Source organism: Rhodococcus sp. NPDC078407 (genome assembly GCF_044542515.1).
Classification (GTDB): domain Bacteria; phylum Actinomycetota; class Actinomycetes; order Mycobacteriales; family Mycobacteriaceae; genus Rhodococcoides.
Genome location: NZ_JBITUQ010000032.1, coordinates 26,459 through 46,016 on the forward strand (window position 1 = coordinate 26,459; position 19,558 = coordinate 46,016).

The 19,558-nt window shown below is 64.5% G+C and carries 14 protein-coding genes; 7 read left to right on the forward strand and 7 right to left on the reverse strand.

Annotated features, from left to right (window positions below; genetic code table 11):
- Positions 1–116: 116 nt before the first annotated feature.
- The 3 genes from ACIGGF_RS23270 to ACIGGF_RS23280 all read left to right on the forward strand — a co-directional run bounded on the left by ACIGGF_RS23270 (position 117) and on the right by ACIGGF_RS23280 (position 4,435).
- Positions 117–1,847, forward strand: coding sequence for a phosphoenolpyruvate--protein phosphotransferase (locus tag ACIGGF_RS23270; RefSeq protein WP_397523472.1), 1,731 nt, complete (start codon positions 117–119; stop codon positions 1,845–1,847).
- A 20-nt stretch (positions 1,848–1,867) separates the two neighbouring features.
- Positions 1,868–3,139 (forward strand): uracil-xanthine permease family protein, encoded by a 1,272-nt coding sequence (locus ACIGGF_RS23275; protein ID WP_397523473.1) that lies wholly within the window; start codon positions 1,868–1,870, stop codon positions 3,137–3,139.
- A 153-nt stretch (positions 3,140–3,292) separates the two neighbouring features.
- Positions 3,293–4,435 (forward strand): acyl-CoA dehydrogenase family protein, encoded by a 1,143-nt coding sequence (locus ACIGGF_RS23280; RefSeq protein WP_397523474.1) that lies wholly within the window; start codon positions 3,293–3,295, stop codon positions 4,433–4,435.
- Positions 4,436–4,513: 78 nt separating this feature from the next.
- Here the strand turns inward: ACIGGF_RS23280 and lexA are convergent, their stop codons facing one another.
- A complete protein-coding gene (gene lexA / locus ACIGGF_RS23285) occupies positions 4,514–5,191 on the reverse strand; it encodes a transcriptional repressor LexA (protein ID WP_397523486.1) in 678 nt (225 codons plus the stop codon).
- A 397-nt stretch (positions 5,192–5,588) separates the two neighbouring features.
- Here lexA and ACIGGF_RS23290 point away from each other — a divergent pair, with 397 nt between their 5' ends.
- Positions 5,589–6,041, forward strand: coding sequence for a hypothetical protein (locus ACIGGF_RS23290; protein ID WP_397523475.1), 453 nt, complete (start codon positions 5,589–5,591; stop codon positions 6,039–6,041).
- A 100-nt stretch (positions 6,042–6,141) separates the two neighbouring features.
- Positions 6,142–6,606, forward strand: a complete 465-nt coding sequence (gene nrdR, locus ACIGGF_RS23295) for a transcriptional regulator NrdR (RefSeq protein ID WP_008716872.1) — start codon at positions 6,142–6,144, stop codon at positions 6,604–6,606.
- Between the two features lie 12 nt (positions 6,607–6,618).
- Here the strand turns inward: nrdR and hrpA are convergent, their stop codons facing one another.
- Positions 6,619–10,515, reverse strand: coding sequence for an ATP-dependent RNA helicase HrpA (gene hrpA / locus ACIGGF_RS23300; RefSeq protein WP_397523476.1), 3,897 nt, complete (start codon positions 10,513–10,515; stop codon positions 6,619–6,621).
- A 77-nt stretch (positions 10,516–10,592) separates the two neighbouring features.
- Between hrpA and ACIGGF_RS23305 the strand changes: the two genes are divergently transcribed.
- Positions 10,593–11,843 carry an aspartate aminotransferase family protein gene (locus ACIGGF_RS23305; RefSeq protein WP_397523477.1) on the forward strand — a complete coding sequence of 417 codons (1,251 nt, stop codon included), beginning with the start codon at positions 10,593–10,595 and terminating at the stop codon, positions 11,841–11,843.
- Here the strand turns inward: ACIGGF_RS23305 and ACIGGF_RS23310 are convergent.
- Positions 11,827–12,057 (reverse strand): hypothetical protein, encoded by a 231-nt coding sequence (locus tag ACIGGF_RS23310; RefSeq protein WP_397523478.1) that lies wholly within the window; start codon positions 12,055–12,057, stop codon positions 11,827–11,829. The two genes, ACIGGF_RS23305 and ACIGGF_RS23310, sit on opposite strands and share 17 nt — an antisense overlap.
- Positions 12,058–12,117: 60 nt before the next feature.
- On the opposite strand from ACIGGF_RS23310, the gene ACIGGF_RS23315 reads away from it, so the two are divergent.
- A complete protein-coding gene (locus ACIGGF_RS23315) occupies positions 12,118–12,819 on the forward strand; it encodes a hypothetical protein (RefSeq protein WP_397523479.1) in 702 nt (233 codons plus the stop codon).
- 44 nt (positions 12,820–12,863) lie between these two features.
- Here the strand turns inward: ACIGGF_RS23315 and ACIGGF_RS23320 are convergent, their stop codons facing one another.
- The 4 genes from ACIGGF_RS23320 to sthA form a co-directional block, all read right to left on the reverse strand.
- Entirely contained in the window at positions 12,864–15,380 is a 2,517-nt protein-coding gene (locus ACIGGF_RS23320) for a DEAD/DEAH box helicase (protein WP_397523480.1), read from the reverse strand.
- Positions 15,381–15,450: 70 nt separating this feature from the next.
- Entirely contained in the window at positions 15,451–16,491 is a 1,041-nt protein-coding gene (locus ACIGGF_RS23325; RefSeq protein ID WP_397523481.1) for an alpha/beta fold hydrolase, read from the reverse strand.
- A gap of 241 nt (positions 16,492–16,732) precedes the next feature.
- Positions 16,733–17,677, reverse strand: coding sequence for a proteasome assembly chaperone family protein (locus ACIGGF_RS23330; RefSeq protein ID WP_397523482.1), 945 nt, complete (start codon positions 17,675–17,677; stop codon positions 16,733–16,735).
- A gap of 185 nt (positions 17,678–17,862) precedes the next feature.
- Entirely contained in the window at positions 17,863–19,278 is a 1,416-nt protein-coding gene (sthA, locus tag ACIGGF_RS23335) for a Si-specific NAD(P)(+) transhydrogenase (RefSeq protein WP_397523483.1), read from the reverse strand.
- Between the last annotated feature and the right edge of the window lie 280 nt (positions 19,279–19,558).

Sequence of the window (19,558 nt, forward strand, 5' to 3'; positions counted from 1 at the left end):
ACATGTCAAGGCTTTGGAGTAATCTCGGTCACAACACAGGCGAGAAAATGAGCGCGCCACAGCTCGCCGAACAGATGCGATGATCTTTTGTTCACGCAAGATCCGAGGAGGACCACATGACGGGATCGGTCAGCACCGCGTCGACCGGACACGCAGGCACGACAGTTGATGCCGCCGGGACCGGAGCGGCGCAGACGACGCTGCGCGGTACGCCCGTCGTACCCGGTGTCGGATACGGCCCTGTCATCCGCCCCGGTGCCCGCCCGTCCATTCCCGCCGATACCGGCGAGGTGGCCGAGGCGGACCGCGAATCCGAGAAGGCGGTGTTCGATGCCGCCGCGAATGCCGTCGCCACTCGACTGCGCGGTCGCGCAGAGCTGGCGACGGGAGCTGCGTCGGAGGTCCTCTCGGCCAATGCCGCGATGGCAACGGATCGCGGCTGGCTCGGTGCGGCGCGCTCCTCCATCGCCAAGGGCAGCTCTGCCGTCACCGCAACCGCAGCAGCCACCGAGAAGTTCGCGGCTATGTTCACCCAGCTCGGCGGACTGATGGCCGAGCGGGTGACCGACCTGCGTGATATCCGCGATCGCGTCATCGCCGAGATCCTCGGCGTTCCGGAGCCCGGTGTTCCGGTGCCGGAAGAACCGTCGGTGCTGTTCGCCGACGATCTCGCACCCGCCGATACCGCCGGCCTCGACCCCACCCTCATCGTCGGACTCGCTACCTCGCTCGGCGGCCCGACCAGCCACACGGCAATCATCGCCCGCCAGCTCGGTATCCCATGCATCGTCGCGGTGGCGGGGCTCGACGACATCGCCGCGGGCACGCACGCGTCCGTCGACGGAACCAGTGGCCGCATCGACCTCGAACCGGACGCCGAGTCCGCCCGCGCTGCAGTGATCTCCGCCCGCGACGAGCTCGACCGGGTATCGAAGTGGACGGGTCCGGGCACCACCGCCGACGGCCATGCGGTCGACATCCTCGCCAACGTGCAGGACGGGGCAGGTGCCCGCGCCGCGCGATCGAGTGCAGCCGACGGCGTCGGACTGTTCCGTACCGAACTGTGCTTCCTGGACCGCGATGTGGAACCGACCGTCGACGAGCAGGCCGAGATCTACGGCCAGGTGCTCGATGCCTTCGCAGGCATGAAGGTCGTCGTGCGCACTCTCGACGCAGGCTCGGACAAGCCGCTGCGGTTCGCCACCCATCCCGACGAGGCCAACCCGGCACTGGGAATTCGCGGTATTCGCATCGCCGAGGCGGATCGCGGCATTCTGTACCGCCAGCTCGACGGGATCGCAGCAGCCGCCAAGGCCACCGACTCCTCCCCGTGGGTGATGGCTCCGATGATCGCGACCGCGCTGGAGGCGAAGGACTTCGCCGCCGACGTCCGCGAGCGGGGCCTCACCCCCGGCGTGATGATCGAGATTCCCGCCGCGGCTCTGCTCGCCGAACACATCCTCGAGCACGTGGACTTCCTGTCCATCGGCACCAACGATCTGGCTCAGTACACGATGGCCGCGGACCGGATGTCTGCGCAGCTCGCCGGGCTGACCGACCCGTGGCAACCGGCGGTGTTGGCGCTCGTGGCTCACACCGCAGCGGCCGGTGTCAAAGTCGGCAAGCCCGTCGGTGTGTGTGGCGAGGCCGCTGCCGATCCGCTCCTGGCGTGCGTGTTGGTGGGGTTGGGCATCACGTCCCTGTCCGCTGCGTCGGCTGCCGTCGCACACGTGGGTTCCAAGTTGGCAACGGTCACCCTCGATCAGTGCAAGGCCGCAGCTGCTGCTGCCCTGAAAACCGACAGCACCGCCGCCGCCCGTGAGGCAGTGAGCGCGATCCTCGGCTGACGCAATAGTCTCTTGCCATCATGAGAAATCTGGGTTGGGCGCTGCACGGAAACGGACGAACCGTCGAGGCCGGAGCGGTGGTGGCACCGGACGAGCGGTTGACCTGGCCGCGCACCATCGGGATCGGCATGCAGCACGTCGTCGCGATGTTCGGCGCGACGCTGCTGGTCCCGACGATCACCGGCTTCCCGGTCTCGACAACGCTGCTGTTCTCGGGTATCGGAACGGTCCTGTTCCTCGTGATCACCAGGGGCCGGGTGCCGAGCTACCTCGGATCGTCCTTTGCATTCCTGGCACCTCTCGGTGCCACCCAGGCCGACGGCCCGGCTGCTCAGCTCGGTGCAGTTCTGTGCGTAGGTCTCGTTCTTGCCGCCATCGGTGTCGTCGTCAAGGTCGCAGGCCGACGCGTGTTGGACGCCGCGATGCCTCCTGTCGTGACCGGTGCCGTGGTGGTGCTCATCGGGCTCAACCTCGCTCCGGCCGCAACCACGTCGTTCGAGGCGCAACCTCTGATCGCCGCCGTCACGCTGGTCGCCATCCTGCTGGCCACAGCGGTCGGACCAGGGCTGGTCGGCCGGCTCGGAATTCTCGTCGGTGTCGTCGTGGGCTGGGTGTTCGCCGCTGTCACCGGTGGCATCGCGCAAGCCCGGCTCGACGCGCTGGACGCGGCGAGCTGGATCGGCCTGCCCGAGTTCCGCGGACCAACGTTCGAGCTCTCGGTGATTCTGGTGGCACTGCCGGTGGTGATCGTCCTCGTCGCCGAGAACGTGGGCCACGTCAAGGCCGTAGCGGCAATGACCGGCAAGAACCTCGACGACGTAGCCGGTGATGCACTGATCGCCGACGGCCTGGCCACCACGCTGGCCGGAGTCGGTGGTGGTTCGGGTACCACCACGTACGCCGAGAACATCGGCGTCATGGCGGCCACCCGCGTCTATTCGACGGCGGCGTATTGGGTCGCGGCCGTCACCGCGATCGTGCTGGCGTTCTCGCCCAAGTTCGGTGCCCTGATCTTCACCGTGCCCGACGGCGTCATCGGCGGCGCAACATTGGTTCTGTACGGGCTCATCGGACTGCTGGGCGTTCGCATCTGGACCGACGCGAAGGTCGACTTCACCGATCCGGTCAATCTCATGGTGGTCGCCGCGGCGCTCGTCGCGGGTATCGGTGACCTGACGCTGTCGGTCGGCTCGGTGGAACTCGGCGGTATCGCGTGGGGCTCGCTCGGAATCCTGATCGGCTACCCGATCGTCTCGGCGCTCGCCCGAGGCAGAACGGGCAGGCGGAGCTAGCGAGGGCGGTCACGGATCGCGCGCGTTTTGGTCATCGACCCCCGGTGCACTGCGAACGTACTGTTGAACGGTGACGTCAGTCGCACCGACGACCGCGCTGTGACACCCCTTTCTCGTGGTCGACGACGGTGCGCATCGAACAAGGAGATCTGCGTGGAACGCACACTTTTCGAGCCCGAGCACGAGCTGTTCCGGGAGTCGTACCGGAAGTTTCTCGAACAGCACGTAGCGCCCAATCACGCGAAGTGGGAAGAGCAGAACATCGTCGACCGCGGCGTCTGGGTCGAGGCCGGTAAGCAGGGCTTCCTCGGAACTGCTGCGCCGGAGGAGTTCGGCGGCGGCGGAGTCAAGGACTTCCGCTACAACGCCATCGTCACCGAGGAAACCACCCGCGGCGGCTACAGCGGCATCGGCTTCACACTGCACAACGACGTCGTCGCGCCGTACTTCATCGAGTTGGCCAACGACGAGCAGAAGCAGCGTTGGCTCCCCGGATTCTGCTCGGGTGAGCTGATCACCGCGATCGCCATGACCGAGCCGGGCACCGGCAGCGACCTGCAGGGCATCAAGACCAAGGCCGTCCGCGACGGCGACGACTGGGTGCTGAACGGGTCGAAGACGTTCATCACCAACGGAATCAACGCCGATCTCATCATCGTCGTGGCCTGCACCGACCCGGAAAAGGGTGCCCAGGGCTTCAGCCTGTTGGTCGTCGAGCGCGATATGCCCGGCTTCGAGCGTGGCCGCAATCTCGACAAGATCGGTATGAAGGCCCAGGACACAGCGGAACTGAGCTTCACGGACGTTCGAGTGCCCGCAGCCAACCTGCTCGGCGAAGAAGGCATGGGCTTCATCTACCTCATGCAGAACCTTCCCCAGGAGCGGCTGTCGATCGCCGTCGTCGCCGCGGCGGCCATGGAATCGGCACTGGACATGACCATCCAGTACTGCCGCGACCGCAAGGCGTTCGGTAAGTCGATCGGCAAGTTCCAGAACACCCGTTTCGTGTTGGCGGAGTTGGCAACCGAGACCACAGCCACCCGCATCATGGTGGACAAGTTCATCGAACTGCTCAACGACGACAAGTTGACCGTCCAGGAAGCCGCGATGGCGAAGTGGTGGACCACCGAGAATCAGGTCAAGTTGATCGACCGGTGCCTGCAGCTGCACGGCGGCTACGGCTACATGAAGGAATACCCGATCGCCAAGGCATACATGGACTCTCGCGTCCAGACCATCTACGGCGGCACCACCGAGATCATGAAGGAGATCATCGGTCGCGGATTGAATCTGTGATCCGCTGATCGTTCAGGACCGACGAGAAGGGCCGCAGCGTGTGTGCTGCGGCCCTTCTTCGTTGTGTCCGAACAGAGTTCAGAGCTTGCGCATCACGGTGACGACCTTGCCCAGGATTGCCGCGTTGTTGCCCGGAATCGGCTCGAACAATGGATTGTGCGGCATGAGCCACACCTCGCCCTTGGATCGCTTGAACGTCTTGACGGTGGCCTCGCCGTCGATCATGGCCGCCACGATATCGCCGTTGTCCGCCACGGACTGTTGCCGAACCACCACCCAGTCGCCGTCACAGATGGCCGCGTCGATCATCGACTCACCGACGACCTTCAGCAGGAACAGAGAACCCTGACCGACCAGCTCGCGGGGGAGTGGAAACACATCCTCGACGGCTTCCTCGGCAAGAATCGGTCCACCGGCGGCAATGCGACCCAGAACGGGAACGAACGTGGGCGTCGGCAACCGGTCCTGTTCCTCGGACGAACCGTCGACCGCGGCCGCGGCTTGATCTGCCTGCACCTCGTCGAGGCCCCGTACGTCGACCGCGCGGGGGCGGTTGGCGTCGCGCCGCAGAAATCCCTTCCGCTCCAGAGTCCGCAGCTGATGGGCCACCGACGACGTCGATGTCAGGCCGACGGCGTCGCCGATCTCGCGAATGCTGGGCGGGTAGCCACGCTCGGTCACCGATGCTCTGATGACCTCGAGCACTTTGCGCTGACGCTCCGTCAGGCCGGCGCTGATGTCGGTGCCGACCTCCATGGCCTTGGGCGTCGGCTCCGCGGCCGGTTTCCCTGCCGCGACCTTCGTGGTGGCGGTCGTCTTGGAACCCGTCGTCTTGGAACCCGTCGTCTTGGAACCCGTCGTCTTGGAACCCGTCGTCTCGGCACCCGTGGTCGACCTCGTCGAGGTCTGGTCCTTCATGCTGTCGGCCTCCTGCTGGTGTTCTGGATCCGGTCTGCGTGGTTCTGTCTGCGCGGACTGGAGTTGATGGTGTCGACTCGTGTGGCGTGTGGTTTCTGACACGAATCTAGCGTGTATCAGCTGTTGAATCAAACATCTGTTCGACTCGTGTCGCGTTTTCTACAGACTTTGTCGGAGGCTCGTGATAGAACTTCGAACAAGCGTCCATCGAACGCCTGATCGAACAATCGATCCAATGAGCGAAGACGAGGTTCCGATGACCATCACCACCGATCGTCCCACCACTGCAGGTGTCCGTACCCGGTCCACCGTCGTCGAGCGTCGCCGCCGTGCTCGTCCCGCGCTGCGGAGTTCCATCGAGATGCGCAGTTCCGTCGAGATGCGCAGTTCCGTCGAGATACGCGAGGCGCGGACGACTCCGTGCCTGCCGGTGCTGGAGCCGTCGTGGACCGACGTCACCGATCGCGAGGCGGCAGATCGCGAGTTCGACGAGACCTCGGCGCACTTCGCCGGTCAGTCCGTTCGGATGCGATCGATGGTGTTGTGGGTGCTGGCAGTCGTCGTCGTGGCCGCCGGCCTGATCGGTATCGCCAATCTCCGGGCCGTGTCACCGGATGCCGGCGCGCAGCCGGCCGGTGTGGTCGAGGTGCACGACGGAGCTGTGGTCGAGTATGCGCCTGTCGGATGACCACCGGTCCCACTGCGTGCGTCATGACTGAGTATCCTCGACTGACTGCCCCGACCGAGATGTTCGACGTCGGAGCATCGGCTACGACGGAGGCTCCTTCATGCATTGCCCGTTCTGCAGGCACCCCGACTCGCGCGTGGTCGATTCGCGCGAAATGGACGAGGGGCAGGCAATCCGCCGTCGTCGCTCCTGCCCGGAATGCGGTCGTCGCTTCACCACGGTCGAGGCCGCAGTGCTCGCTGTCGTGAAGCGCAGTGGCGTCACCGAACCGTTCAGCCGCGAGAAAGTGGTCAAAGGCGTACGCCGGGCCTGCCAGGGGAGAGATGTCGACAACGACGCACTCAATCTCCTGGCTCAGCAGGTGGAAGATGCCATTCGCGCCGCCGGTTCCGCCGAGATTCCCAGCAACGAGGTGGGCTTGGCCATTCTCGGCCCGCTTCGCGACCTGGACGAGGTCGCGTATCTGCGATTTGCGTCCGTGTACCGATCGTTCAGCTCGGCCGAGGATTTCGAGAAGGAAATTCACGAGCTGCGTAAGCACCGAGAGTCTGCCGACATCGACTGACGGCCCGGTTCGTCAGCGCGCTTGATCCGCGATCGCCTTCTCGATGCGTTTCTCCGAGACCGGGTACGCCGTCCGAATTCCTTGGGCGAACAGCCCTACCCGCAGTTCTTCGATCATCCAGAACAGTTCCTGCACACCGGCGCTGGACTTTCTGCTGTCCGGAAGCGAATCCAGTAGCCGTCCGTACGAGGCGTAGACGCGGTCGAGTACGTCCATCGCAGCCGCATCACGCCCTGCACTGCTCGGAAGCGTGGCCAGCCTCTTGGTTGCCGCAGCCAGATATCGGGGCAAGTCCGCGAGCCTGCGAGAGCCGAATTCGGTGATGAAGCCGCGAAAAACCAATCCTGCGAGCTGTTCGCGGACATCCTCGGCAGGCTCACCGGAGGCCGTCTGCAGTTGTCCCGATACGGCAAGAGCGCCCGTCAATACAGGGCGAACGAGGGCGAGCGCCGCGGCAGTGCGCTGCGGAACCTCGGCGTTGACCGATGCTCGTAGTCTCTCGAAGGCCTCCGGATCCCGAACCGGCCCACCGTGCGCGTCCATTGCCTCCTCGACCGCCAGAACTCGGCATTCCTCCAGGAGGGCATCGACTCCGCCGTACGGATTCTGCCCGAGGGCCAGGCGTTCCGCAGTCGGGAGACCGGCCAGCAGAGCTTTCGTACCTTTCGGTGCCGTCGACAACAGCAGAGTGCGGGTACCGGAGCGCATCGCTGCTCGCTGTTGGGCGGGTGTGCTCAGCACTCGTACCGCCACGCCCGGTCCTTCCGGTACGAGGGCCGGGTACCCGGTGACCTTCTGTCCGCCCACATCACGGGTGACGGTCGACTCCAGTCGGCCCAACGTGCCCGAGGTCCACGCGAGAGTGGGTGCGCGTTCCGCGTCGCCGACCGCACTCGCAACCTGACGACCGACTTCGCCGGACAGACGGGCGCGCAGCGCGGTCAGATCTTTGTCGCTCCCCAACACTTTTCCTGCCGGGTCGACGGCCGCGAACGTCATCTTCAGGTGGTCGGGCAGCGCTGCTGTGTCGAAGTCCTTCGCGGTGATGTGGCACTGTGCGGCCCTCGACAGCTCGCGGGCCAACGCCGTCACCAGAGTCTCGGCACGCGGCCTCATGACCGCCAACGCCGCGGCGGCGAAGTCGGGGGCAGGAACGACGTTGCGGCGCAACGGTTTCGGAAGCGACTTGATCAGTGCCGTCACCAACTCTGCGCGCATCCCCGGAACCAGCCAATCGAATCCCACTGGCTGCACCTGAGCGAGCAGAGCAATCGGAATACGCGCGGTGACTCCGTCGGCCGCAGTGCCCGGCTCGAACTGATAGGTCAACGGAAACTGGATCTCGCCCTGTCGCCAGGCGTCGGGATACGCCCCCGTGAGCACCGAGGCCGCGTCGGAGTTGACGACTGTGTCGGTCGTGAAGTCGAGTAGGTGTGGATTCTGCCTGCGTGCCTTCTTCCACCACGTGTCGAAGTGCCGGGCCGAGACAGCTTCCGGTGCGATACGTGCGTCGTAGAAGTCGAACAGCGCGTCGTCGTCGACGACGATGTCGCGTCGCCGGGCGCGGTGTTCGAGTTCACCGACGTCGTCCAGTAGCGCCCGGTTCTTGTGGAAGAACGCGTGCTGGGTTTTCCATTCGCCCTCCACCAGCGCATGTCTGATGAACAATTCCCGTGACGCTTCGGCGTCGATACGGTGGTAGTTCACCGGTCGCTGGGTGACCAGCGGAATTCCGTACAGCGTCACCCGCTCGTAGGCCATCGCCGATTCGCGCTTGATGGACCAGTGCGGTTCGGAGTACGTGCGCTTGACCAAGTGCGGTGCGAGCCGCTCGGCCCATTCGGGTTCGATGCGAGCAGCCATTCGGCCCCACAGGCGTCCGGTCTCGACCAATTCGGCGGCCATGACCCATCGCGGGGGCTTCTTGAACAGCCCCGATCCGGGGAAGATTGCGAAGTGTGCGCCGCGGGCACCCAGGAACTCGCGCTTGTCACCCTCTCGCAGTCCTACGTGCGACAGCAGTCCCGACAGCAGCGATTGGTGGAGCGCTGTCTCGGTGGAGTCCGCGTCGGGCACGGTCCAGCCGAGCCCACGGGTGATCTGACGGAGTTGGCCATGGAGATCCTGCCACTCGCGAATTCGCAGGTAGTGTAGAAACTCGGTACGGCACATGCGTCGAAACTGGTTGGACGACAGCTCGTTACGTTGTTCGCGAAGATACGTCCACAGCTTGACGTAGGCCAGGAAGTCCGAGTTCTCCACTGCGAATCGGGCGTGTTTCTCGTCCGCCGCCTGCTGATGCTCGGCAGGTCGCTCCCGAACGTCCTGAATGGACAGGGCCGCCACGACCACCAATGCGTCGCGCAGCGAGCCGTTGCCGTTGGCCTCGACGAGCATTCGAGCCATACGGGGATCGACCGGCAGCGCCGAGAGTTCACGGCCGATGGGGGTGAGCTCCGCGGTGCCGCCCTTGGTTGCCGGCTTCAACGCCCCGAGTTCTTCGAGGAGTCCGATCCCGTCTCGGATGCTGCGCGGGTCCGGCGGTTCGACGAAGGGGAATGCGTCGATCTTGCCGAGCCCGAGGGCGGTCATCTGCAGGATGACCGAGGCCAGGTTGGTGCGAAGAATCTCCGGCTCGGTGAACTGCGGACGGGACTCGAAATCCTCCTCCGAGTACAACCGGATGCAGATTCCGTCGGCGACGCGGCCACAGCGGCCCGCTCGCTGGCGCGCCGACGCCTGGGAGATCGGTTCGATGGGCAATCGTTGCACCTTGGTACGCAACGAATATCGCGAAATGCGCGCGGTGCCGGGATCGACGACGTAGCGGATTCCCGGGACGGTCAACGACGTTTCCGCGACGTTGGTCGAGAGCACCACACGTCGGCCGGAGTGCGGTGAGAACACCCGATGCTGTTCGGCCGCAGAGAGCCTTGCGTATAACGGCACGATCTCGGTGTTGCGCAGATTGCGGTCGTTCAACGCGTCTGCAGTGTCGCGAATCTCGCGCTCACCCGACAGGAAGACCAGGATGTCACCGTCGCCCTCGGCCATCAGTTCGTCGACGGCTTGGCACGTGGCGTCGACGGGGTCCAGGTCGATGGTCGTCTCTCCGGCATCGACCGTCAGTGGTCTGTACCGCATTTCGACCGGGAACGTGCGGCCCGAGACTTCGATGATCGGGGCGGGTATACCGCCGCGGGCGAAGTGTTGGGCAAATCGTTCCGGATCGATCGTCGCCGAGGTGATGATGATCTTGAGATCGGGTCGCCGGGGGAGTAGTTGCGCGAGGTAGCCGAGGATGAAATCGATGTTGAGGCTGCGCTCGTGGGCCTCGTCGATGATGAGGGTGTCGTACTGGCGAAGCAGTCTGTCTCGCTGAATCTCGGCCAGGAGAATGCCGTCGGTCATCAACTTGACGAGCGTCGAATCCGAGGACTGGTCGGTGAACCTCACCTTGTAGCCGATGGACTCACCCAGCGGCTCGCCGACCTCCTCGGCGATGCGCTCGGAAACCGTGCGAGCGGCGAGTCGTCTGGGTTGGGTATGGCCGATCGACCCGCGAATTCCGCGGCCCAACTGCAACGCGATCTTGGGAATCTGTGTCGTCTTACCGGATCCGGTTTCGCCGGCGACGATCACGACCTGATGCTCGGCGATGGCCGCGGCAATGTCGTCCTTGCGCAGACTGACGGGAAGGGACTCGGGAAAGTCGAGGGTGGGGACCGCCGCTCGTCGGTTCGCGACCACGGCTTCCGCACGTACGATGTCGCGTTCGAGGGCGGCGAAGGCGTCGTCGGTGCGGGCTTTGTCGAGTCGACGACGAAGCCGGTTCTCGTCGCGGATGGTGACCTGGGCCAGACGGGTGGCCAAAGCCTTGCGCTGACCGGACGGATTGGAGGTAGACATACTCGGTCCAGGATATCCGTTCGGGCGATGCCGTCCGAACCGTCGACCGCCGCAGCGCCTCCACTACTGTGTGACGCATGTCTTCTGCCACCGGAACCACACACTCTTCCGCGCTCTGGCACGGTTTCGCCGACATGGGCTCTGTCACGGCCAGTGGCCCGTTCGTCGTCTCTCGCGGCGAGGGTGCCTACATCTACGACCACGCGGGCACCGAGTACCTGGACGCGACCGCTGGCCTGTGGTTCACCAACGTCGGCCACGGACGTCGTGAAATCGCCGACGCCGTTGCCGCGCAGCTGAGCTCGATTGCCCACTACTCGAACTTCGGTGACTTCGTTCCCGAGACGACGCTGGCTCTGGCGGATCGCCTCGCTGCAATCGCGCCGGTCCCGGGCAGCAAGATCTTCTTCACCTCGGGCGGATCGGACTCCATAGACACCGCCGCGAAGCTCGCGCGCCGCTACTGGGTGGAAATGGGACAACCGTCCAAGAAGATGATCGTCGGTCGGCAGAAGGCTTATCACGGCATGCACGTTGCAGGCACCTCGCTGGCCGGCATCCCGGTCAACAAGGAGCACTACGGTGAACTCATGCCCGACGCCAGGACGGTGTCGTGGGACGACGCGAAATCCCTGCTCACGTTGATCGAGGAGGTCGGTGCCGAGAACGTCGCCGCCTTCTTCTGCGAGCCGGTGATCGGAGCAGGCGGGATCTACCTGCCGCCGGAGGGCTACCTACGTGAGGTTCGGCAGATCTGCCGCGACCACGACGTTCTGTTCGTCGCCGACGAGGTGGTCACCGGATTCGGACGTATCGGTGGCAGTTGGTTCGCGTCCACTCGGTTCGAGCTCGAACCCGATCTGATGACGACCGCCAAGGGACTGACCTCCGGATACGTTCCCATGGGGGCAGTGTTCATCGCCCCGAAGATCGCCGAACCGTTCTTCGCGGGCGGAGTCTGGTGGCGACACGGCTACACCTACGGCGGTCACGCAGGCGCTGCCGCCGCCGCGATGGCCAACCTCGACATCATCGAGCGTGAGGACCTGCTGGCACATTCCAAGCGCATCGAAGCCTCGCTTCATACCCACCTCGCGCCGCTCGCCGAGCACGATCGGGTGTCGGAGATCCGCAGCGGAATCGGCGCGGTGGCCGCGGTTCAGCTGGCAGACCCGGCAGAGGCGTTACCCTTCGTCAAAACGCTGCGCGCGCATGGCGTTTCCGGCCGTGCAGCCGGGCAGGGCGCGATGCAGATCTCACCGGCGTTCGTGATGACGGACGCCGAGATCGAAGAGCTGGCCGCGCGGATACTCAGCGCGCTCGGCTGAACCGGAGCTTGCTGCGTAGCTGTTGCCTCCGCGAGAGCGGGGGAGCAGCAACAGGTTCCGGTTCACTCGACAGTGCCGCGAACCGTTGGTGTAGCTGCTCGCGCACTTCGTTCGGCGCGTATGCGCGACGCTTTCGCTCGGAGCGCACCACCAGCGCACCGGTGGCCGCGACACCGGCCATCCCGGCGAGGCCGAGAGCTTTCCACACGTTCATTCGGCAACCGTACCGTCCGGACGTGCGGTTGCCGCGGCGTCACGACCTAGGGTGAGAGCCATGAATCCGTCGCGAATCAGCCTCGATACCGCCATCGACGCCACCAGAACGGGCGACATCTGGATTTTTCGCGGAGAGTCCACGGCCGACCGGGCAATTCAGGCGCTGACCAACAGCCCGGTCAATCATGTCGGAATGGCAGTGGTGATCGACGACCTACCCCCGCTGATGTGGCACGCAGAGCTGGGAAAGTCGCTGCAGGACATGTGGACCGGTAACTTTCAGCGTGGAGTGCAGCTGAACAATCTGCGCGCGGCAGTCACCCAGTGGGCCACGAAGTATCGACAGCGTTGCTGGTTGCGTCAACTGGATGTGTCTCCGGAGCTTTCTGTGAGCTCGTCGCCCGAAGAGCGTTCCGCAGGTGCCGCTCCGGTCATCACGAAGGCGCAGGAGGACGCGCTGCTCCGCACGATAGCGCGTATGGACGGAACCGCGTTTCCCACCACGACGGCGCTCGCGGGCCGCTGGTTCCGGGGACGGGTGCCGACGCGGCGGCCACGCGAGCATGACGGATCGACGCTCGAAGCCGCCTACTGCGCAGAGGTGGTCGCCATGACCTACGACTCGATGGGACTCCTCACCGGTCACAAGAAAGCCAACTGGTTCGACCCCGGCAAGTTCTGGAGCGGCGACCGACTCCCGCTGGCCGTGGGCTTCCGCCTGGGTGAGGAAATCGAAGTCGACGTGCCCCGCTCCGTGTGATCGGCGGTCGGCATCGAACGGAGTGCCGACGAGGGCACACTGTCTCAGCCGGCGGTGATCACGATGTCATCGAAGACGATCTCTCCCGCGGCATCGGATTCCGGCACGTCGATGACGGCGTCGAGCGACCAACCGTGGTCCCCGTCCGGATCCTCGAGTACCTGGCGGACGGTGGTGGATTCCGCGCCGACATTCAGGGTGAACAGAGCTGGCCCTCTGGCCGACGGGCCCGTACCGATCTCGCCGTACTCTGCGAAGAACGGCTCCAGTTCGGCCTCCCAATCCGGACCGTCGTCCAGTTCGTCGAGCGCATTCCACTGGCGGCGCGCCGCCAGGTCGACTCGCCGAAAGATCGCGTTGCGGGCCAGAACCCGAAACGCCCTGGGATTGGCCGAGATCGGACGCGGTGCATCGGATCCGTACGCCTCCACGAGGGCTTCGGGCTCGGCACCGGGATCGGTGAGGTTCTCCCACTCGTCCAGCAAGCTCGAATCCACCTGTCGGACCAGCTCACCCAGCCACTCGGTGATGTCCTGGACCTCTTCGGTTCGCGACTCCGGCGGAACCGTCTGGCGCAGTGTGCGATAGGCATCGGCAAGATATCGCAACACCAGTCCCTCCGACCGCATCAGACCGTAGTGGCTGATCAGCTCGGCGAAGGTCATCGCGCGCTCGACCATGTCGCGGACCACGGATTTCGGCGACAGCCCGATCTCGGAAAGCCACGGATGGGTCCCGCGGTAGATCTCGAAAGCCGGAACAAGCAGTTCCGCAAGAGGTTTCGGCCAGGTGACCTCCTCGAGCAATTCCATTCGCTCGTCGTACTCGATGCCGTCCGCCTTCATCTGCGACACAGCTTCGCCCCGCGCGGCATGTTGCTGCGCCATGAGAATCTGGCGAGGATCGTCGAGAGTCGATTCGATGATCGACACCACATCGAGTGCGTGGGAGGGGGACTCGACGTCGAGAAGCTCGAATGAAGCGACTGCGAACGTGGACAGCGGCTGGTTGAGCGCAAAATCCGGTTGCAGGTCGACGGTCAATCGAGCGTGTCGACCGTCGGCGTCCGGCTCGTCGAGTTGCTCGACGATGCCCGCGTCGACCAGGCCGCGGTAGAGCGAGAGCGCCCGCAGTATGTGCTTGCGTTGCGCGGGCCGAGTCTCGTGATTGTCTTCGAGCAGGTGACGCATGGCGTAGAAGCAATTGCCAGGCCGCGCAATGACATTGAGCAGCATGGCGTTGCTCACGGAGAATCGGGACGTGAGGGGCTCGGGGTTCGCTGCGATGATCCGCTCGAACGTCGGCTCGCCCCACGAGACGAAGCCGTCGGGTGCTTTCTTGCGTTGCACGCGCTTGAGCTTCTTGGGATCGTCGCCGGCCTTGGCCACCAAGCGCGCGTTCTCGATGTCGTGCTCGGGGGCCTCGACGACGACGGTGCCGAGCGTGTCGTATCCCGCCCGGCCCGCCCGGCCGGCAATCTGATGGAATTCGCGCGCCCGGAGCTTGCGCGTTCTGATGCCGTCGTACTTGGTCAGTCCGGTGAACAGCACCGTACGAATGGGAACGTTGATACCGACGCCCAGAGTGTCCGTCCCACAGATGACCTTGAGCAGACCGTCCTGCGCGAGTTTCTCGACCAGGCGTCGATACTTGGGCAGCATGCCGGCGTGGTGCACGCCGATACCGTGTCTGACCAGTCTCGAGAGGGTCTTGCCGAACCCGGTGGTGAAGCGAAAGTTGCCGATGGCCTCGGCAATCTCGGCTTTTTCCTGTTTGGACGCGACGTTGACGCTCGTCAGCGCCTGGGCGCGTTCGAGGGCCGAGGCCTGGGTGAAGTGCACGACGTACACCGGCGCGAGATGCGTCTGCACCAATTCCTCGATGGTCTCGCTGATGGGCGTGGTGACGTACGAGAACATCAACGGAACGGGACGCTCCGTGCCGGAGACCACCGTTGTGGTTCGCCCGGTACGCCTGGTCAAATCGTCGCGGAAGAATGAAACGTCGCCCAAGGTCGCCGACATCAACAGGAATTGCGCATGCGGCAGTTCGATCAGTGGAACCTGCCAGGCCCATCCGCGGTCGGGTTCGGAGTAGTAGTGGAACTCGTCCATGATCACTTGACCGATATCCGATCCGGCGCCCTGGCGCAGGGCGAGGTTCGCCACGATCTCGGCTGTGGCGCAGATGATCGGGGCTCCGGAATTGACGGACGCATCGCCGGTCATCATGCCCACGTTCTGGGCACCGAAAATCTCGCAGAGTGCGAAGAATTTTTCGCTGACGAGTGCCTTGATCGGCGCGGTGTAGAAGCTGCGAACGCCTGAGGCCATGGCGGCGTAATGGGCACCGATGGCAACCATCGACTTGCCCGACCCGGTCGGGGTCGCGAGGATGACGTTGGAGCCGGAGACCAGCTCTATGAGAGCTTCCTCTTGAGCAGGATAGAGCGTGAGCCCGCGATCGGCGGTCCAGCTGGCGAAGGTGTCGAACAGGACATCCGGGTCGACACCGTCGGAATTCTCGGCGGAGACATCGGGAATCAGTTCGGTGAGGAGCACCTCTACAGGCTATGTGGGATATGCCGTCTCTCCCGCATCGACACCGAGCGTCGGTGTCCGGGACGACGCGTCAGGTCGCGCTGCGCTCGTCCGAGCCCATGGCACCGAGCACGGCCATTCGGGTGCTGGCGCTCCCGGTGATCATGTCTTCGCCGACTCCGGTGATGAGCAGATTTCGCCATCGCACCTCGTCGAACGTCAGCGACGGTGTCGAGTCGATGAAGTCCTCGAGAACCTGGAGGAAGCGCATCGGATCGTCGCGGAACGGAAAATGTCCCGAGTTCTCGAACACCTCCAACGTCGAGCCGGGCATGGCCGAGTGGGCGAGGCGCGCATGGCTGACCGGAATGACGGAATCCTGGTCACCCCAGACCAGCAGCACGGGCAGGTTCTCGGTGAGGTAGCAGCGGTCCAGCATCGTGACCACCTGACCGCGCCAGTCCACCACTGCGCGCAGTGTTCGCAGATATGCCTCGTACGTGGTGGGGGCCGGAAGTTCACTCAGCACCCTGATGAGATCCGGGGTGTCGTGCAGCAGCGAACCGGGTCGCAGCGGCGAGCTGTGTAGCTTGCTCAATATCCCGCCGGCCAGCTTGACCACGGGTATTGCGCCCGGCAGGCGAAGTAGTTTGACCGCCTCGCTCAGAAACGGCATCGAAGCCAGTCGAAGAATGGGGTGCACGTCCTTGGTGACGCCACCGGAGGACACCAGCGCCAGCCTGTCGACCATGTTGGGGAACTGGTAGGCGAACTGCATGGCCACCCCACCTCCGAGCGAATGGCCGACAACGGTCACGTGCTCGATGCCGAGCACCGAGAGTAGGTCGCGCATGCCGTTCGCGTACGCGGCGACGGAGTAGTCCGCGCGGGGTTTGTCGGACCGTCCGTGTCCGAGGAGATCAGGCGCGATGACGGTGTAGTTCTTCGCAAGATGTGGGATGACCTCGTTCCACGTCTCCGAGTTGTCGCCGATCCCATGGATCAACAGGACAACCGGCCCCTCGCCGGCCATACGGAAGGCGCGGCGGTACCCATGAACAGTCCGAAAGATCAGCCGTGGCTCTTCGTCGGGAACCGGGCGGAGCTTGCGACTGCGCGGAGTGATCGCCATCTGCGCCTCCTGTTTCCCTGCTGCGCAGCACGCGCAACGCAGTACGGCATCGCCGTGTACGAGTGTGTTGACGGTACATACCTAAGTACGTGTCGTTACGACTCTCGCACGAGATGACGTTCAGGGCAGAACATCGCGCGTATTTGCGGTTACAGGCATGTTTCGATTTGCTGGCGCTGTCGTATGGGACGGCGACCACGACGTTGCACTGTGACCACTCACACTGGCGTCGAGCGACGTGTCACTGGTCGCTCGTGTCGCCACCCTCACCCTGGCCTGCTTGCTCGGCCAGGAAACGCTCGAATTCGGCACCGAGTTCGTCTCCGCTCGGCAGCGGCTCGTCGCCGGCGAGCAACGTGGACTGTTGTTCCTGTGCGGCGACGTAGGTGTCGTACTGACGCTCGAGCGCCTGTACTACCGACTGGACCTCGTCGTTACCGGTGATGTGCTCGTTCACCTGTTCGCGGACTCGCGCCGCGGCCTCGCCGAGCGCCGCAAGCGGTAGGTCCAGGTCGGCAGCCTCGCCGACGTTCTCGAGCAGAGTCTCGGCAGCACCCGGGTAGTCCGTCTGAGCGAGATAGTGCGGAACGTGCACCGAGAAACCCATCGATTCGTGGCCGTGCTGCGCCATCCGCAGCTCGAGCAGCGACGATGCGCTTCCGGGGACCTGAATGTCGCCGGCCCAGCTGTTGCCCTCCTTGACCAACTCGCGGTCGCTGGCGTGGGCCGTAACCCCGAGGGGGCGCGTATGCGGGATTGCCATCGGGATGGAGCCCAGGCCGATGGTGCGTCGAACCCCGAGCTGCTCGGCCAGGAGTCGGACAGCGGTGGTGAACTTCTCCCACCGCAGATCCGGCTCCATTCCGGCGAGCAGCAGGAACGGCGTGCCCGCACGGTCCTTGACCGCGTACAGATTCAATTCGGGAGCGTCGTAGTCGGAAAAATGGTCCGACTTGAAGGTCATGGTCGGCCGACGGGACCGGTAGTCGATCAACTCGTCGACGTCGAACGACGCAACCAGTTCGGATTCCAGGCTCTCCCGCAGATGCGTCGTAGCCAGCTTCACTGCATGACCTGCGTCGGAGAACCCCTCCAAACCGTGCACCAGGACGGGTCCGACGCCGTCGTTGGAAAAAATTTGCGGTGCCGGAAACTCCAGCTCGTACATCTTCGACTGTTCGGTCATGGCCGGGCCCCTTTCGGATCGACTCGTCGGTACCTCGACGCGAGATCGGGAGCCAGAATACGCCGCCCCTCTCCTTGCACCGTGTACGCGCCGACGTCGAACGTGGCGAATCACTGATGACAAGAACAACGACACGGTCGTCGTTCATTCCCCGGTCGTCGTCGTGTTGTCCTCCAGGGCGCTCCTCAGCGGTCGAAGTTGGCGAGCGCTCGGATCTTGTTGGTGACGTCGAGGGCGGCGACCTTGTAGGCCTCGGACAGCGTCGGGTAATTGAACACCGCGTCGACCAGGTAGTCGACGGTCCCGCCGCAGCCCATGACTGCCTGGCCGATGTGCACAAGATCCGTCGCACCCGAACCGAAGATGTGAACGCCCAGGATCGACCGGTCCTCGGTGGACACGAGCAACTTCAACATCCCGTAGGAGTCGCCGGCGATCTGGCCGCGGGCAAGTTCTCGGTACCTGGACACCCCGACCTCGTACGGAACCGATCCCTTCGTCAGATCGACCTCCGTCGCACCCACGTAGGACACTTCCGGGATCGAGTAGATGCCGATGGGCTGTAGATCGGTCAATTTGGAGCTGGACTCACCGAACGCGTGGTAGGCCGCCAGCCTGCCCTGATCCATCGACGTCGCAGCCAGCGCCGGAAACCCGATGACGTCGCCGACCGCATAGATGTGATCGACCTTCGTCTGCAAGTGCTCGTCGACGAAGATGCGACCGCGCGCGTCCGCCTCGAGGCCCGCGTTCTCGAGGTCGAGGGCTGTGGTCAACCCCTGTCGGCCGGCCGAATACATCACCGTTTCCGCCGGAATACGTTTACCGCTCGCCAGAGTGGTCACCGTTCCGTTCGGGCCGACATCGACCGCGGTGACTGCCTCGCCGAAGCGGAACGTCACCGCGAGATCGCGGAGGTGGAACTGTAGTGATTCGATGATCTCGCGGTCGCAGAAGTCGAGCATCGAATCACGCTTCTCGACGACGGTCACCTTGGTACCGAGGGCGGCGAACATCGAGGCGTACTCGATCCCGATGACGCCGGCACCGACGACGACCATCGATGCCGGAATGAACTCCAAATTGAGAATGCCGTCGGAGTCCAACACCCGGTAATCGTCGAACGCGACGTCGGCGGGTCGCGCGGGGGCGGTACCGGTGGCGATCACCACGTTGGCGGCCGAGACCGTGATGCGTTCGCCCCGCGCCTCGTCCTCGATGACGATGGTGTGTGCGTCGAGGAACTTGCCGACGCCGGTGATCAACTCGATGCGGTTGCGGAGCAATTGCGAGCGAACCGTCTCGATCTCCCTGCCGATCACGTGCTGGGTGCGCGCAAGGAGATCGGCGGGAGTGATGTCGGCTTTGACACGGTAACTCGCCCCGTACAGCTCACGTTGATTCATGCCCGTGAGATACAGAACGGCCTCGCGCAGCGTTTTGGAGGGAATGGTGCCGGTATTGACGCACACGCCGCCGAGCATGTGGCCCTTCTCCACGATCGCCACCCGCTTGCCGAGCTTCGCAGCCGCGATGGCCGCCTTCTGGCCACCGGGGCCGGAGCCGATGACCACCAGGTCGTACTGCATGGGTTCAGGCATTCGTCATAGGTACCGCTCTCACGCAAAGACTGCGTGCCCACCCGGTCACAACCTTGTGAACTCCACGACTCGGTGCGCCGACCCATGCAGATGTCGCCACGTGCTGATGCGTTGTGCGAGGCTGAACAGAGCACGCAACACCCGATAGAACAGTGCCCCGATACACAGTGGAGGAACACATGCCGCAGCAGGTCCGTGCCGTCGTTGCCAAGAGCAAGGGCGCACCCGTCTCGATCGAAACGATCACCATTCCCGATCCCGGCCCGAACGATGTCGTGGT

What these genes read in the sequence shown, in the direction of transcription:
- ACIGGF_RS23275 (WP_397523473.1), top strand. Translation starts at nt 1,868, where the DNA reads ATGAGAAATCTGGGTTGGGCGCTGCACGGAAACGGACGAACCGTCGAG.
- ACIGGF_RS23305 (WP_397523477.1), top strand. Translation starts at nt 10,593, where the DNA reads ATGTCTTCTGCCACCGGAACCACACACTCTTCCGCGCTCTGGCACGGT.
- ACIGGF_RS23310 (WP_397523478.1), bottom strand. Translation starts at nt 12,057, where the DNA reads ATGAACGTGTGGAAAGCTCTCGGCCTCGCCGGGATGGCCGGTGTCGCG.
- hrpA (WP_397523476.1), bottom strand. Translation starts at nt 10,515, where the DNA reads ATGTCTACCTCCAATCCGTCCGGTCAGCGCAAGGCTTTGGCCACCCGT.
- ACIGGF_RS23270 (WP_397523472.1), top strand. Translation starts at nt 117, where the DNA reads ATGACGGGATCGGTCAGCACCGCGTCGACCGGACACGCAGGCACGACA.
- ACIGGF_RS23325 (WP_397523481.1), bottom strand. Translation starts at nt 16,491, where the DNA reads ATGGCGATCACTCCGCGCAGTCGCAAGCTCCGCCCGGTTCCCGACGAA.
- ACIGGF_RS23315 (WP_397523479.1), top strand. Translation starts at nt 12,118, where the DNA reads ATGAATCCGTCGCGAATCAGCCTCGATACCGCCATCGACGCCACCAGA.
- lexA (WP_397523486.1), bottom strand. Translation starts at nt 5,191, where the DNA reads ATGGAGGTCGGCACCGACATCAGCGCCGGCCTGACGGAGCGTCAGCGC.
- nrdR (WP_008716872.1), top strand. Translation starts at nt 6,142, where the DNA reads ATGCATTGCCCGTTCTGCAGGCACCCCGACTCGCGCGTGGTCGATTCG.
- ACIGGF_RS23290 (WP_397523475.1), top strand. Translation starts at nt 5,589, where the DNA reads ATGAGCGAAGACGAGGTTCCGATGACCATCACCACCGATCGTCCCACC.
- sthA (WP_397523483.1), bottom strand. Translation starts at nt 19,278, where the DNA reads ATGCCTGAACCCATGCAGTACGACCTGGTGGTCATCGGCTCCGGCCCC.
- ACIGGF_RS23330 (WP_397523482.1), bottom strand. Translation starts at nt 17,677, where the DNA reads ATGACCGAACAGTCGAAGATGTACGAGCTGGAGTTTCCGGCACCGCAA.